Source organism: Paenibacillus sp. Leaf72, assembly GCF_001422685.1.
In the GTDB taxonomy this organism is placed as follows: domain Bacteria; phylum Bacillota; class Bacilli; order Paenibacillales; family Paenibacillaceae; genus Pristimantibacillus.
Genome location: NZ_LMLV01000034.1, coordinates 413,027 through 428,739, shown reverse-complemented (window position 1 = coordinate 428,739; position 15,713 = coordinate 413,027). Strand labels below are relative to the sequence as shown.

Annotated in this window: 11 protein-coding genes; 10 read left to right on the top strand and 1 reads right to left on the bottom strand. The window is 42.9% G+C overall.

Going from position 1 to position 15,713, the window contains the following annotated elements; genetic code table 11:
• Positions 1-101 precede the first annotated feature (101 nt).
• From ASF12_RS31130 to ASF12_RS31090, 9 genes are all read left to right on the top strand, one after another.
• Complete coding sequence (locus ASF12_RS31130; RefSeq protein WP_081419158.1) at positions 102-1,511, top strand: DHA2 family efflux MFS transporter permease subunit; 1,410 nt, start codon at positions 102-104, stop codon at positions 1,509-1,511.
• 189 nt (positions 1,512-1,700) lie between these two features.
• The gene (locus ASF12_RS31125) at positions 1,701-2,969 is read left to right on the top strand and encodes an acyl-CoA dehydrogenase family protein (protein WP_056042890.1); all 1,269 of its coding nucleotides are present in this window, start codon (positions 1,701-1,703) and stop codon (positions 2,967-2,969) included.
• A 408-nt stretch (positions 2,970-3,377) separates the two neighbouring features.
• Complete coding sequence (locus tag ASF12_RS31120) at positions 3,378-5,693, top strand: glycoside hydrolase family 95 protein (RefSeq protein WP_081419147.1); 2,316 nt, start codon at positions 3,378-3,380, stop codon at positions 5,691-5,693.
• Between the two features lie 312 nt (positions 5,694-6,005).
• A complete protein-coding gene (locus ASF12_RS31115) occupies positions 6,006-6,938 on the top strand; it encodes a carbohydrate ABC transporter permease (protein WP_442952565.1) in 933 nt (310 codons plus the stop codon).
• A 16-nt stretch (positions 6,939-6,954) separates the two neighbouring features.
• Positions 6,955-7,791, top strand: a complete 837-nt coding sequence (locus ASF12_RS31110; RefSeq protein ID WP_056042885.1) for a carbohydrate ABC transporter permease — start codon at positions 6,955-6,957, stop codon at positions 7,789-7,791.
• Positions 7,792-7,913: 122 nt separating this feature from the next.
• Positions 7,914-9,269 (top strand): ABC transporter substrate-binding protein, encoded by a 1,356-nt coding sequence (locus tag ASF12_RS31105; RefSeq protein WP_056042883.1) that lies wholly within the window; start codon positions 7,914-7,916, stop codon positions 9,267-9,269.
• 101 nt (positions 9,270-9,370) lie between these two features.
• Positions 9,371-11,131 (top strand): sensor histidine kinase, encoded by a 1,761-nt coding sequence (locus ASF12_RS31100; RefSeq protein WP_056042881.1) that lies wholly within the window; start codon positions 9,371-9,373, stop codon positions 11,129-11,131.
• Positions 11,119-12,699 carry a response regulator transcription factor gene (locus ASF12_RS31095; RefSeq protein WP_056042879.1) on the top strand — a complete coding sequence of 527 codons (1,581 nt, stop codon included), beginning with the start codon at positions 11,119-11,121 and terminating at the stop codon, positions 12,697-12,699. Before ASF12_RS31100 ends, ASF12_RS31095 begins: the two co-directional genes overlap by 13 nt.
• A 23-nt stretch (positions 12,700-12,722) precedes the next feature.
• The gene (locus ASF12_RS31090) at positions 12,723-14,336 is read left to right on the top strand and encodes a glycoside hydrolase family 43 protein (RefSeq protein ID WP_235533328.1); all 1,614 of its coding nucleotides are present in this window, start codon (positions 12,723-12,725) and stop codon (positions 14,334-14,336) included.
• 118 nt (positions 14,337-14,454) lie between these two features.
• On the opposite strand, the gene ASF12_RS31085 is transcribed toward ASF12_RS31090, so the two are convergent.
• A complete protein-coding gene (locus ASF12_RS31085; RefSeq protein WP_056042877.1) occupies positions 14,455-15,030 on the bottom strand; it encodes a TetR/AcrR family transcriptional regulator in 576 nt (191 codons plus the stop codon).
• 172 nt (positions 15,031-15,202) lie between these two features.
• Between ASF12_RS31085 and ASF12_RS31080 the strand changes: the two genes are divergently transcribed.
• Positions 15,203-15,646 (top strand): nuclear transport factor 2 family protein, encoded by a 444-nt coding sequence (locus ASF12_RS31080; protein ID WP_056042876.1) that lies wholly within the window; start codon positions 15,203-15,205, stop codon positions 15,644-15,646.
• Positions 15,647-15,713: the final 67 nt, after the last annotated feature.

Sequence of the window (15,713 nt, the reverse complement as noted above, 5' to 3'; positions counted from 1 at the left end):
TCATGCGGTAAAAATTAGAAAGTCTTAGAGGAGTGAAGGTTTTGCAATCAGGAACTATTTCAGAAGAGCAAAAGGTCCCAAATGTTAAAGTTTTACCCATAATGTTTGCATTAATGCTTGCAGGTATCATAGGTACGTTTAATGAAACGGCAATTAATATCGCTATCAGTGATTTAATTAATCAGTTTGCGATTACGGAATCCACAGTCCAGTGGTTAACAAGCGGTTATTTACTTACACTTGGAATTTTAGTTCCACTTTCAGGATTATTAAATCAGTGGTTTACAACGAGGCAACTTTTCCTGACATCCGTCATTATTTCAATTGTAGGATCAGCTATTGGTGCTATGGCAGGAAGTTTCGATATATTGCTGTTTGGAAGGATACTTCAAGCTGCTGGAGCAGCTCTACTCTTTCCATTGATGTTTAATACTGCTCTCATTATATTCCCAGCTGAGAAACGTGGAAAAGCGATGGGACTGGTTACTCTTGTGTTTACAGCAGGACCTGCTTTAGGTCCAACCACCTCAGGTCTATTGATTGATAATCTGAGCTGGCACTGGATATTCTGGGTATCGTTAATGACACTGGTGGTTGCTTTGGTAGTTGGCGTTACATTTATAAAGAATGTAGCACCAATAACTAAACCACGTATTGATATATACTCTTTGGTCTTGTCGACAATTGGTTTTGGCGGACTTGTTTACGGTATTAGTACTGCTGGAGAGGGAGACCATGGCTGGAGTAACCCTGTGGTCATTATCTCTCTAATAGCTGGTGTTATTGCATTGATACTATTTGTCATTCGCCAAATGAACATGAAAGAACCACTTATGAACTTAAGAACGCTTAAAAATCCGATGTTTGCTATCGGTACGTTGCTAGTATTCATTTGTATGAGTGTTGATCTCGCAGCCATGTTTATTCTTCCTATGTTTTTGATTCGTGTTCTTGAATTAAGTGCTTTGACAGCTGGGCTGACTCTTCTTCCAGGCAGTATCATTTCAGCTGTGCTTTCTCCAGTTGTAGGGTCACTCTTTGACAAATTCGGACCTAAATTTTTGGTGGTTCCTGGTCTAATCTTAACTGGGGCCACCCTATGGTTCTATTCTGATATTACGGTTGCATCGTCAATCACTTTAATTGTCATCCTGCATACCTGCCTGATGGTTGGAATTATTATGGTGTGGATGCCTGCTCAGACGAATGGGCTTAACCAGCTGCCCTCCGAGATGTACCCGGATGGTACGGCTATTATGAATACGTTGCAGCAAATTGCAGGAGCGATCGGTATTGCTATGGCGGTTAGTGTCATGACAACCGGAATAGCAGACTTTATGAAGAATGTTGCTGATCCTTCAAACCCAGCTAATGCAACAATGGCATTGACTGCAGGTATGCAAAACGCATTATTCTTCACGATGTTTGTAGCCCTTGCCGGCCTTGTTCTTGGCGTATTTGTTAGACGAGTGAAGGTTCATAAGTGGTCAGGAGACTCCGATTGGTCATAATGCTTGTCTTGAAGCATCGTTGACCTAACCATAGGATTAATAAAAGATGTAAAAGCGAATAGATGATTTACGAATATCTATTCGCTCCTCTTTATCATTCCATTGTATGTTGAATTAGAATAGTTTGAGAGTCTTTTATCTCATGATCCATATTAAAACCTAATACGTGTAAAGAGGAGAGTGTTCGTAATGTCAAACCTTAGTAAAGTAATTTCACTTACCGATGAAGAGCAAAAACTTCTCCAGAATGCTACGGAATTAGTTCCATTTTTAAAGGAATATGGTACGAAAATTGATAAAGACATGCACATACCGGAAGAAGTTATCGAAAAGCTTTCAAGTGCGGGACTCTTTAAACTTAGAACACCGAAGAAATATGGTGGATTTGAAGTTAGCATAAGAGCAATGATTGAAATTGTCTCCGAAGTGGCGAAAGGCAATGGTTCTGTTGGATGGGTGATTCAAAATATAAACGGAAATAACTATAGTGCCTCCCAACTACTGCCCTCAGAAGTGGTGGACAGAATATTCAGAGAAGCCAATGAGGTGAAATTTTGCTCGGTACTGCTGGCGATTAAATCGGTTGTGAATAAGGTGGATGGAGGCTATTTGGTTGAGTATGGCCGTTGGGCATTTGGTTCTGGTTCAAAGCATGCCACACACGCGTTGTTAAATCTAAAAGATGCTAGTACAATGCAACAAGATCCAAAAATGCAGCTCGCTGTTGTTCCCATGGATGAAATTAAAATTGTTGATGATTGGCACACGATGAGCTTAAAAGGATCGGCAAGTAATAGTTTAGAAATGAATTGCGTATTTATTCCTAATGAATGTGTTGCTGACGAAGATTTTGAGCAAGTGAATGAGGCTATATTACAACATTTAAAGGGCGAAGATCGATATAAGCATTATTTATTTCTGATTACCAGCCTTACAACAGGAATAAGCACCATTCTTGGACTTGGTAGAGGGGCACTGGAGTATTTTATTGAAAGAGCACCTAAAAAAGGAATTGCTATGACCATTCACAAATCCCAGGCAGAAGTTGGACATATCCAGTACAAAGTAGGTCTAGCAGCCATGAAGATAGAATCCGCTCATCTTCAGATCAATCGATCTATTGAAATTCTAGAGAATCATATACGAAATAATGAACTATTAGATCAAGAAGACTTTGTACGAATTCAAACGGATATTGGGTACGCAGCTATGCTATGTTCGGAGGCTGTTGAAATGCTGATGGTAGAAAGCGGTGGTAGTGCAATCCTGAATTCGAATCAGTTATCTCAAATATATCGTGATATTAGAGGAGCAGCTAACCATGCGTTTACAACAGCCTCTACCTGCCTAGAGCTATACGGGAGAGTGCTTTTAGGATTACAGCCACAGCATATTGTAACGATTAGCAGCGCTCATGTAGTAAAAGATCTGTTAGTTAAGCAGGAACATGTATACTAAACAGAGAAGATGAAAGTTAAATTCGTCCAATGACTAAATAGGACGTCACTGATATAAGCAATGGGGTTCATTGTAGAAACTTAATAAATGAGAATTAAATATGCCCTGATAGGATCAAGAACGTTGATCTATCAGGGTTTTTCGCGTGTATACTCAAAAAAATAATTACCTTAGCCACATATGATAAACCAATGTGAAACATACAAGAGGATAGAATTGTTCATGCATAAGTTAATTTTCTACATTCTTTGTTTAAGAAGCTTAACTTAGAATGAAAGAGTCATTTTAATGGAGGCTATAGCAGACTCATTTAAGGATTGAAAAGGCTGTACACTTCCTGAAAAGAGAGGTTTATACACGGTAACAAGTGTAAATTACAAGCTTATTTCTATCCCGTTTATTTATATAATGTCTATATACATAATCGGAGACAACCATATTTACAAGGGAGGGATTTTGTTGAATAACGAACAAAGGAAAAAATTATGGTATAAAGAGCCTGCCTCAGAGTGGAATGAGGCACTTCCTATTGGTAATGGTCGATTGGGTGCGATGATCTTCGGTGGGATATATGAAGAGAAGATTCAGCTAAATGAGGATACGGTATGGTACGGTGGACCGCGGGATAGAAATAATGAAGACGCGCTGCCTCATTTGCCGCAGCTGCGGGAGCTGCTGATGCAAGGACGGCTGAAGGAAGCCGAGGAGCTTGCAGCACTGACAATGCCGGGTCTGCCGGAAGCCCAGCGGCATTATTTGCCGCTCGGTGACTTGCTCCTTACTATGGGTGGACATGACCAGGATGCTGCCGATTACTGCCGGGAGCTGGATCTGTCTGACGGAGTGGCCCGGGTCAGTTATCGTTTAGGCAATGTAAACTGCTCCCGGGAGCTGTTCGCGAGCCATCCCGATCAGACGATTGTGCTGCGGTTTACGGCTAATAAACCAGGTGCTATCTCACTGAAGGCCCGATTCAACCGCAATCGGTGGAAGTATATGGAGAAGACTGAAAAATGGGGTCATGACGGACTGGTCATGAGAGGCGAATGCGGAGGTGAAGGGGGAAGTCAGTTCCGGGTGGTGCTTAAGGCTGTCCTTGAAGGGGGAAGCTGCCGGACTGTTGGTGAACATCTCCTTATTGATAAGGCGGACAGTGTAACTCTATTGCTTATGGCAGCCACTACCTTTCGATACAGCGACCCCGAGACACACTGCAAATCACATTTGGGCACACTAGAGAAGCTGTCCTATAATGAATTACTCGTAAAGCATACTCAGGATTACAGAGCACTATATGATCGGGTGGAGCTGGGGCTCGCGGGAATTGATGGGGTAATGGAGCAGCTGCCAACTGATGAAAGGCTAAGCAGGGTCAAAGAAGGGAAGGTGGATAATGGTTTAGTCGCCCTGTACTTTCAGTATGGACGCTATCTGCTCATTTCCTCCAGCCGTCCCGGTTCTTTGCCGGCCAATTTGCAGGGAATTTGGAATGACAGCTTTCTTCCGCCATGGGACAGTAAATTTACGATCAACATTAACACTCAGATGAACTACTGGCTGGCGGAAAATTGTAATTTAGCGGATTGTCACGAGCCTTTATTTGAGCTGATAGAGCGGATGAGAGAACCTGGCCGCCGCACAGCTAGAGTCATGTATGGCTGCCGTGGCTTTACAGCCCATCATAATACAGACATCTGGGCGGATACCGCCCCGCAGGATACTTATTTGCCGGCTTCCTTCTGGCCGATGGGCGCAGCATGGCTCTGCCTGCATCTTTGGGAGCATTATCGTTTTGGAAGGGACCGTCTCTTTCTGGAACAGGCTTATGAAACCATGAAGGAGGCGGCAGAGTTTTTACTGGATTATTTAATAGAAGATACAGAAGGAAGGCTGGTCACTTGTCCTTCTGTATCTCCCGAGAACCGCTATACCCTTCCCGGAGGGGAGAGTGGTGTACTCTGTGTAGGAGCCTCTATGGATTTTCAAATCATTAGAGCGTTGTTCGGCGCTTGTATAAGAAGTTGTGAAATTCTGAACCGCGATCAGCCGTTTGCTGTAGAACTTGCCGCCACACTGGAACAGCTGCCGAGGCCACAGATTGGCAAATATGGACAGGTTCAGGAATGGATGGAGGATTATGAGGAGCCGGAACCGGGTCACCGTCATATTTCCCATCTGTTTGCCCTCTATCCTGGCGACGAGTTTAACCAGAAGCAGTCGCCAGAATTTGCAGCTGCATCACGTGTAACATTGGAGCGCAGGCTGAGCGCAGGCGGCGGGCATACGGGATGGAGCCGTGCCTGGATCATTAATTTCTGGGCGCGACTTCAGGAAGGAGAGAAAGCCTTCTCCAATGTGTTAGCGTTATTAAATCATTCGACACTGCCTAATTTGTTCGACAATCATCCACCGTTTCAAATAGACGGCAACTTTGGTGGAACGGCAGGTATCGCCGAGATGCTTTTACAAAGTCATACGGAAGAAATCCTGCTCCTGCCAGCACTGCCGGCAGCTTGGGATAGTGGATTCGTCCGCGGTCTTAGAGCGCGTGGAGGATTTACTGTAAGCATGCAGTGGTCGGAAATGAAGGTAGTAGAGGCTAGGATAGAGTGTACAGCAGCGGGCCTATGCAGAATAAGCGGGCCCGGCCTGGCGAAGGTAGAATTTATGGCTGAAGCAGGACAGATTTATTCCTTCTCCTCGAATGAGGAAATTCATTTTTAGCCTTATATATAACCTCAAACTTCTATAATCAGTAAGCCAAACGGCGATTTCTCAAATATCGAGAAAGGATGTGATTTTTCGATCCTTTCTCTATATTTCTACGCGAAACGGCAGCTTTGCCGCCAGAGGACGGCTTCAGCCGTTTACGCTTGTGTAGGAGGGAATCGTTGTTTGGCTTCTTTGTATGCATTGAAGCTTTACTGGATAAGAAATTATACACGACAAAAAGGTGTAAATTACAAGCAGTCACCCTCCCTATATATTCCTATAATGATCCTATGCGAATAACAACAATCAGGAGGTAGGATCAAGATGTCCATGGCGATCAAACGAAGTACAGATCGACCTCAGAGGAAATGGTGGAATCAACGCCGGAAAGAGGGCGTTATCGGGTGGATCTTTCTAGCACCGGAAGCGATAGGCATTATTATATTGGCTATCTTCCCGCTTATCTTTTCGTTATTTCTAAGCTTTACCGACTGGAATCTGGTGAACGGGTTTGAGGGGATGAAATGGGTCGGGTTTGACAATTTCACGCGATTGGCAGAGGATTCTAAATTTCTAAAGGCGCTGGAGAATAATATCTTTTTTACGGCTATTACGGTTCCCGTTGGTCTTATAGCAGCTATGATTATGGCTGTTATTATTCATACCAAGGCCTATGCCAAGGATTTGTTTAAAGTATTGTTTTTTATTCCTTATATTTGCTCTACCGTAGCGGTTGCCGCCGTGTGGGCAGCCTTGTACCATCCGTCAAGCGGGCCGATCAATCGCTTTTTGATGCAAATAGGTCTGGAGCATCCGCCGAAATGGCTTGTGGACTCCCATTACGCGATTATAGCCATTATGGTCATTGCGATCTGGCAGGCACTCGGGTACCAGATGATCATATTTATGGCGGGCTTGACTCAAATTTCGGAGGATCTATATGAAGCAGCAGATATAGATGGAGCAAACGGAATCCAGAAATTTTGGTTTATTACGATGCCTCTACTAGCTCCAACCACGTTATTCCTGACCATTACAACGATAATAAGCTCCTTTAAAGTGTTTGATTTGATTAAGTTTTTAACCGATGGCGGACCAAACGATGCTTCAACGGTTATTGTTTACCGGATCTATGAAGAAGGCTTCATTAATTTTAATATGGGATATGCCTCAGCCATGTCATGGATTCTTTTCCTGCTCGTGATTTTGGTGACCTCAGTCACATGGATTTTTCAAGCGAAAGAAAAAAGGGCTTAGAAGAGGGGGTGAACGAATGAAGGCTAGAAAATGGGATTGGAGCCGTATAATCGTATCTGTTGTGCTTGGCGGTTTGTCTATCTTCTTTATTATTCCACTGGTATGGATGCTCTCTGCCTCCGCCAAATTTGAACGTGATGTCATGGTATACCCTATTCAATGGATTCCAACGGACTGGAATTGGATTAGTAATTTTCACAAGGTGTGGCTTGAGAATGTGCCATTCGGTCTATTTTATTGGAATTCCCTGAAGCTTTCTGTTATCGCTACCGTATTTACCCTTCTTTTTTCATCCATGGCCGCGTTCTCTTTTGCCAAATTGAGAGCACCCGGGAAAGGGCTGATGTTTGGAATGATGATGTCCTTTATGATTATTCCTGAACAAGCGACACTGGTTCCCAGATTTATTATGATAAAATGGATGGGTTTATATAATACGCATACTGGCATTATCGTCATGCTGATGTTTTCCATGTACTTTACGTTCTTAATGCGTCAGTTTATGGTAGGGGTTCACAATGAATTTATTGAATCGGCCAAAATTGACGGTGCAGGCTATGTTCGGATTTATGCCCAAATTTTATTGCCTCTTAGCAAACCTATATTGGCCACAGCAGGGATTATTAAGTTTATCTGGACCTGGAATGATTACCAGAACCCGCTTATCTTTCTGTTTACGAAGGAGCTATATCCGCTGCCACTCGGGATACAGTTCTTCCGTCAGGAATATTCAAACAACGTTTCACTAATGATGATGGCCGCAGTTTCGGCGATTATTCCGCTGATTATTGTGTTTATTGCCCTGCAAAAACAAGTGATTAACGGTATTACAGTCGGCGGTGTAAAAGGATAGCAGAACAGGATGTAGTGGAATTACACACGAAAAAGAGCGCATCAGGTTACACGGTAAAACGCTTACAAATGAGTATGATAAAGATGCAGCACATTCTATATAAGAAAAAGGGGATACAGCGCATGAAGAAGGCATCTATCTTTCTATTCCTGAGCTTAATGTTGATTTTGGCCGCTTGCGGCAATAATGCCGGGAAAAACGAAAGCGGTACCAGTAAGCCGGAAAATCAAGCCGGAGAAAATTCGTCAGCTGAAAAGGTTACGATAAAATTGTATACCAATGCTAAAGGCGACCCGGGAGAACCGATGATGAAGCTGGTGGCCGCTTTTAATGAGCAGAATGATCATATTAATGTAGAGCATGTGGCACTTGTACAAAATAATGACTCCAGAGAAATGCTTCAAAAGCTTGATGTTCTCTCAGCATCAGGTGAAGAGGTGGATGTCGTTCTGCTTAACAACGAAGGCTTTGTGCTAGAGCGTGCGGGTAATGGGATGTTATATCCTTTAGATGAATTCTTTACAGCAAGCAATATCAATCCTGACAATGAATATTACCGCAACCCGATTTTTGAAGGCAAGCACTATGCTGCAATGACAGATGCCAGCTTCTGGTTTGTTGCCTTAAATGAAACACATCTGAAGGAAGCCGGTCTTAAGGTTCCCGGTTTTGACTGGACATGGGATGACTTCAGAGAATATTCCAAAAAGCTTGCAGCGAGCGGTGAAAACCGCTACGGTACTTACTTTCATACCTTTGGAGAATACGCTAATCTAATTGCTTACACGGATTTCAAAAATCCTCAGCTAAAAGAAGATGGTACCCTGCTCTTCGATGATCCTTCCTTTGAATATTGGTTTAATTTACGCCGGACGATGGAGGTAGAAGACAAGTCGGTAAAACCGCTCGCTGATGTACTTGCTGCAAAGCAGCACTGGGCTACTGATTTTATGAATGGAACTACCAGCATGCTTCCTATTGCAGGTTACGCATTGGATGAAGCTTTTTTAAACACAGAAAGCTATCCTAGAGATTTTAAGATCACTTTTGCACCATTGCCTCGTTCCTCTGAGGCTGCAGAACCTGGGTTGACAAGCATAAGCGGTAGCTTTCTGACCATGCATAAAAACTCCAAGCAGAAAGAAGCTGCATTTGAGTTCATCAAATTCGCAACGATGGAAGGAGCCGAACTGTCGGGAAGAATCCCTGGCTGGAAGAAGGCAGATGGAAAAGCGGTTCTGGCGAAGATTATTGGTGATAAATCAGATTTGGTGGATAATCAAGTGCTCTCAAATGTACTGTTCGATGAACGTGTGCATACGGCAGGCTCTTCAACTGTGAGTGTAGCTTACCAGCAGCAATTGAAGAAAGTGGCTGAAGCAGGAATCAATAAATATTTACTCGATAACTCCACTTATGAACAAGCAGAGAAATACATGATGGATGAAGGTCAAAAAATAATTGCCGCTAATCCATAACCATAACGAAAGGGGAGATCGAATTTATTTCGATTCCCCTATTTTTCTTTAGATAGTCCTCGTGTAGTATCAGAAGAAAGCAGACTTTGGGGGAATACAGCATGAGGTGGTTGTATCGGATATCGTTTTACCGGAGGATTCAGGCAGCATTGCTGCTGTTTTTGATTATCCCGTTGCTGTTCATTTCAGGGTTCTCCTATTTTGCTAACAAACAGTCCAGCGAAGTTAATGCACATGCAAATATGAAGGGGATCACTGGCATAATGGCAAATGATCTATCTAAAACCGCAAATGATATTTTGTATACGGTAAATCAATTTACGACACCTCAGGCTAACGGTATATTTTACGACTTAAGAAAGCTTAATCAATTGCAGCACTTTGATCATTTTGAGGATTATCAAAATTATACGGATTTAAATGAGAGCATGACCATTCTGGTGGGTAAACTCTCGCTGCTGCATGTTGATACTTTTTTTATTAATGAAGCGGACTACCCACTTGTCGGTTCTCTAACAACTGAAGATATTAAGCTGCTAAGAATGGATAGGCAATTCGAGCACATGACTACAGCCGAGGCAGCTTCCGGAGTTGTGCAATGGTTCCGGTCAGAATGGCCTGAGATTATGCAGAAAAGGGTAGCGGAACAATACTATTATTATTGCAAAAAATCCGTTTACGATCCTGTACAAGACCGAATACTGGGCACTTTGTTTATTGGGATTCCCGAGTCTTATTTTATCCAATTATTTAAAAATACAACAAATGGAAAATTTTCGCTGTATAGCGAGGAGAATTTGCTCATAGCCGGGATGGATGGGAGTGCCCCGCTTCTGCCGGCAGTTGCGCAAAAAGGCTGGATGCTGGAGAAGACAGAGGTAGCAGGAACTCCATGGAAGCTGACCTTTGAAGTGGATATAAAAGAGGTTACAGGCGAGATTACACAGCGCTTTTCCTTTTTACTGATGGGCATATTAATTGTTTTATTTATATTTCTCTTTATATCTTTTGTGATTGCCAGGGGGCTTAATCGTCCGATAGGAAAGCTGATGCGCGTGGTTAAGCAATATGGAGAAGGGAATACTTCGGTCCGCTACAGTGTGAAGGGGCAAGATGAAATCGCTCAGCTCGGCAGCGCGGTTAATCATATGCTCAATAATATTCATTCCTTAATGAGAAAAATTGAGGAGGAACAAGAAGAGAAGCGAACGATCGAATTGTATGCTCTTTTTTCGCAGATTCAACCGCATTTCTTGCTTAACACATTAAATTCGATTAAATGCAATCTGGCCTTGGAGGGAGATTTCTCTAATAGTGAGAACATTGATTCCTTAATGATTTTATTGCGGGCCCATTTGCGGGTAAATGAACCTTTGTTTTTATATGAGGAATGTAATCTGTTAACAGAATATATGTCCATCATGCGGCTGCGAAACCGGATAAACATTAAGCTCGATATCGTGCTGCCTGAACAATACCGTCAATTAATTGTACCGAGACTGCTGCTTCAGCCCCTGGTAGAGAACAGTATCATTCATGGAATAAAACGAAATCATTCAAATCCCTGCATTCGTGTGGCCGTCGAATCGGCGGCTAATCAAACGATAGAAATCCGGGTGGAGGACAACGGCAGCGGGATCAGTAAAGAGGAATTACAGCAGCTGAGTGGAAAGCTGATTTCAGGAGAACAGTCGACAGATGAAAAAGGCGTAGGTCTTCACAATGTGAAAAGGCGTTTATTTCTCAGCTATGGTGAGGGAACATCGTTTACTGTTTCGCCAAATTACCCAAAGGGTTTTGTATGTATTTTACGGATACCCGGAATGAATAGTTGGAAAGGAAATGTAACATGGCCAAAGTGATGCTAATTGACGATGATGTGCCGGTTGTTGAATATTTGCAAAGGCTTGTTCCCTGGGAAAGTCATGATCTGTCGGTCTGTGCTGCAGCTTTTTCAGTTAGTGAAGCCAAGGAATTATTTATGAAAGAGTATCCGGACATCCTGCTTACGGATATTGGATTGCCTGATGGAAACGGTATAGAGCTCGCTCAATATTTCCGGTCTGTATATCCCGAGCTGCGGATTATTTTTTTAACTTGCCATGAGGATTTTCATTATCTTAAAGAAGCAATGAGTATTGAAGCGGATGATTATATCGTCAAAGACGAATTAAGCTCTGATAAAATTATTCAAAGTGTTGAAAAAGCGGTTGCAAAAATGAAATCTGCCCAAACCGAACTGGAGAAGATAGCCTATAAAAGCGATGTTGAGCGGAATAAGGATCTATTAATCCAGCGTTTCTTTCTTGAAATTCTTAAGGCTTCTGAGCCCGAGTCATTATTAAAGCAAGGAGAAAGACTCGGGATCGAGTGGGTATTTCCTAATTATATGGTTATTTTATGCCATCTTGATATAGGCTCCATGCTGAACGTTTATCATCGAAACAACCTGGAGCTGGTCAAATATGCAGCGTACAACATAGCCAAAGAACTAACGGAAGGAACCGGGATTACTCCGATTCAAGCCGAAGGGCTCCAGTTATGGTTCATTGCCAACCTCTCCGGAAACCCAGATGAAGAATTAGCTGTCAGAGGGCATCTCAACCACATTCATGAGAAAATTTCGGAATTTCTAAAAATTAATTGCTGTTTTTTAATCTCCTATCAGCCCGTTTCACTGGCTCAACTGAAATCGAAGGTTGATGAAATGATCAGGAAACAGCAAAGCTCGTATTACGAATCTGCGTGGTTGATTACAATTGACGGGCCTGAAAGCCAAGCTGAAACAAGTGTGAATGTAGACTTAACTGCTATTGAACCCTATTGTCAGAAATGGGCAGCGGCATTAAGCGAGTTTAACAGATCCCTTGTCCTCATATATGCAAGCACCATCGAAAAGCTAATTCGTGAAAAAAAACCGGAAGCTAAACAAGTTCAGGATTTGCTGATCCGCATGCTGCAACAGGCGGTCTATCAATTAAAGGGGACAATGGATGAGCGGCTTCAACAGGAAATAAAGCAAGCGTTGAATTTAGGAGAGGCACTTGTGATTATTAGTGTTTTTTCAGACGACTTTATGGAGAAGAAGCGCTCGGCTTACACAGACAATCAGAACACAAATCCTGATCTTAAGGTAATAAACGCTTTTATTTATCAGTATATCTACAAAAATGTTACTTCTATTGATATTGCGCAATATCTGCATCTTAACCCAAACTACTTCTCACGATATTTCAAGAAACTGGCCGGTTTGAACTTTACGGATCATGTGCATCTTCTGAAAATGGAGGAGGCCAAACGATTGCTCGGCGGGCAAAATGAAACGGCAGAGAATGTAGCTTATATGCTGGGATACTCAGATCGTGCGTATTTTTCTAAAGTATTTAAAAAGTACACGGGCATGAGCCCAAGCGAGTTCAAACAAAAATAGCTGAACAATGGGAGGAAACGAAAATGATGAAGGAACTTATCAAACCGAAATATGGGTTGGAACCTTGGACTGCTGACCTGGGGGACGGGACTTACAGAAACCCTGTTCTGCACGCCGACTATTCTGATCCTGATGTCATTCGGGTAGGTGAAGATTTCTACATGACGGCTTCCAGCTTTGGACATATTCCAGGACTTCCGATTCTGCATTCAAAGGATCTGGTAAATTGGCGTCTTATCAATCATGCCCTGCAGCGTATGCCACTGGAAGGTTACGACAGACCTCAGCATGGGAATGGTGTATGGGCACCGAGCCTCCGGTATCATGACAATCGGTATTGGATTTTTTATGGTGACCCTGATGTAGGTATTTTTATGACGACCGCCGAGGACCCAGCAGGAGAATGGTCGGAGCTGCATCTTGTACACGCGGGTAAAGGTCTCATTGATACTTGCCCTTTCTGGGATGAAGATGGACAAGCCTATTTGATTCACGCATTTGCCAAAAGCCGCAGCGGCCTTAAGCATCGCTTGTGTCTGCGCCCCATGTCGCCTGATGGAAAAAGATTGTTAGGCGAAGGGAGGATTATCTTCCACGATTCTGAGCGGCATCCCACACTGGAAGGCCCAAAAATGTACAAAAGACAAGGATACTATTATGTGTTTGCTCCTGCAGGTGGTGTGGAGAACGGCTGGCAAGCCGTATTTCGGGCTACCAGCCCTTATGGTCCTTATGAAGAGCGTGTTGTGCTTATTCAGGGAGCATCAAAGGTAAATGGCCCTCATCAGGGGGGATGGGTAGAATTAGAATCCGGGGAATCATGGTTTCTGCATTTTCAGGATAAAGGTGCCTACGGCAGAATTGTGCATATGCAGCCTGTTGCATGGGTCGATGGCTGGCCGGTAATGGGCAATGCTGTGGATGGTAATGGTGTGGGAGAACCGCTCGAACGGTACCGCAAGCCCGATGTAGGAAGGGAGTATCCGTACGAAGTGCCGGCTTCTTCTGATCATTTTGCAGCATCCGCTCTTGGCGTGCAATGGCAGTGGCAGGCCAATCCGTCTGACACCTGGTACTCTCTGTCGCAGCGGCCGGGCTGGCTAAGATTGTTTGCCCAGCCGCGACTGAATAGGGAAGATACTTTGTTTCATGCCCCGCATTTGTTGCTGCAGAAGTTTCCGGCGCCTTCGTTCAGAGTCTCTACCTTACTGGACATTTCAGCTGCTCCAGCTGGAATGGAGGCCGGATTAATTGTGTTTGGATACCAGTATGCTGCTTTTCGTGTTTGCTGCAGCAAATCTATGAATACAAGAAAATTGCAGCTGGTACACGGAAACGAGGATCAGGAAACGGTAATTTGGGAAGCTCCTATTGAAGCAGATCAAGTTGTGCTGCGGGCAGATGTCCACCCTGGAGCCTGCTGCTCCTTTGGCTATAGTTTAGACGGGGAGCACTCTGAAGCTCTAAACGTACCTTTATTTCAAGCAACGGTCAGCAAATGGGTAGGAGCAAAAATAGGCGTGTATGCTAAATCGGATGTTGTCAAAGATCAGACGGCAAGCGCCATTAAGGAACAGGCATCACCTGGGTGGGCTGAATTTGGCTGGTTTACAGTTAGCGCACTGGACAATGGCTGACAGGCCTATATGTCTGTTAAATCCGATTCCTCGATTCGCATCTGTAACAAGGGCTACTTGCTTATCTTGTAACTTTGGGAAATGAAGTCGTGCCATGAGGAGCATGACTTCAAGATGATTAATTGATGACTTGATTCCGTTTCAACAAACCCCATAACTGATCAGCTACCTCAATAGGAGATTGTGGCATGTTATTGAGAATCCACCATTCCATTACCCCTACAAATGCCGAGCCCATAAATTGAGTCACTAGCTCCTTGCTGTAATTCTGATTATTTCCACCCATATCAATGTGGAGTTTGATGTGACTCGTAACGAGCTCTAGCATCCGTTCACGAAATATAGGTATTCCTTTATTCGCAAGCATAGATGCATAAAATCGATGGTTCTCTGCAAAATAATTCATAACGGGCAAAAAGGAGGATTTTATCAAATCGACAGTCTCCCCGCTTGCATTTGTTTCAGTCGTAACCGAAATCATTTTATTTAGGTTTTCGTCTATGCATTTGTTCAGAAGGTCGTATTTATCATCAAAATGAAAATAAACGGTGCCTCTATTGATATTAGCCCGATCTGCAATATCGTTGATCGTAATGCTTTCAAAGTCCTTCTCAGAGACCAAAGTAATAAAGGATTGAAAAATTGCCTCTTTTGTTCTTGTAATTCTTCTGTCAACTTTACCTTCCAATTGCATAACCTCCCTGAAAAAATACAACAAAACACGATCTTCTGTTGAATATCGAACAAAAACCGAATGATTAACAATTGAACGAATCGATATACCTTATATAATAAGCAATAAGGAAAAGTTGTTCAACAAGTGTTGGATTACTTACTCTAATCTAAATTACCAGGAGGATAACATCATGTCACTAGAAACGCTCCAAGCAAAACTTGAATTAAGAGAACTTGTGGATGCTTATGCAACTTTAACCGATGAGAAAAGAATTTCAGATCAAATGCTATTATTTACACCAGATACCCAGTTTAAAATATATATGAGTGATCAATTGGTGTCTAATGTTTCTGGCACCGCACAACTGGAGGAGGAGTTCAACGGTCACGTTTCACTTGTGAAACGATACTTCTCTCTGAACGGGCAGCATGTTGTAAACGTGGATGGAGATACTGCAACGGGAGTCGTATTTTCTCATATAAAAATGTTGCGTGACGGTGAGGAGGGCACAGAAGTCCTCACTGATTATAGTGTTCAATATCATGATGTATATGTACGTCAAAATGAAAAGTGGCTCATTAAGGAGCGCACATCAAAATACATTTTTGTTGAAGCAAAGGTTTTACAAAGCTAAGCAAAATATTACCAAAAGACGGGAATACCTTGTTGAATCCCGTCTTTTATTATTCATTTTTTCAAGG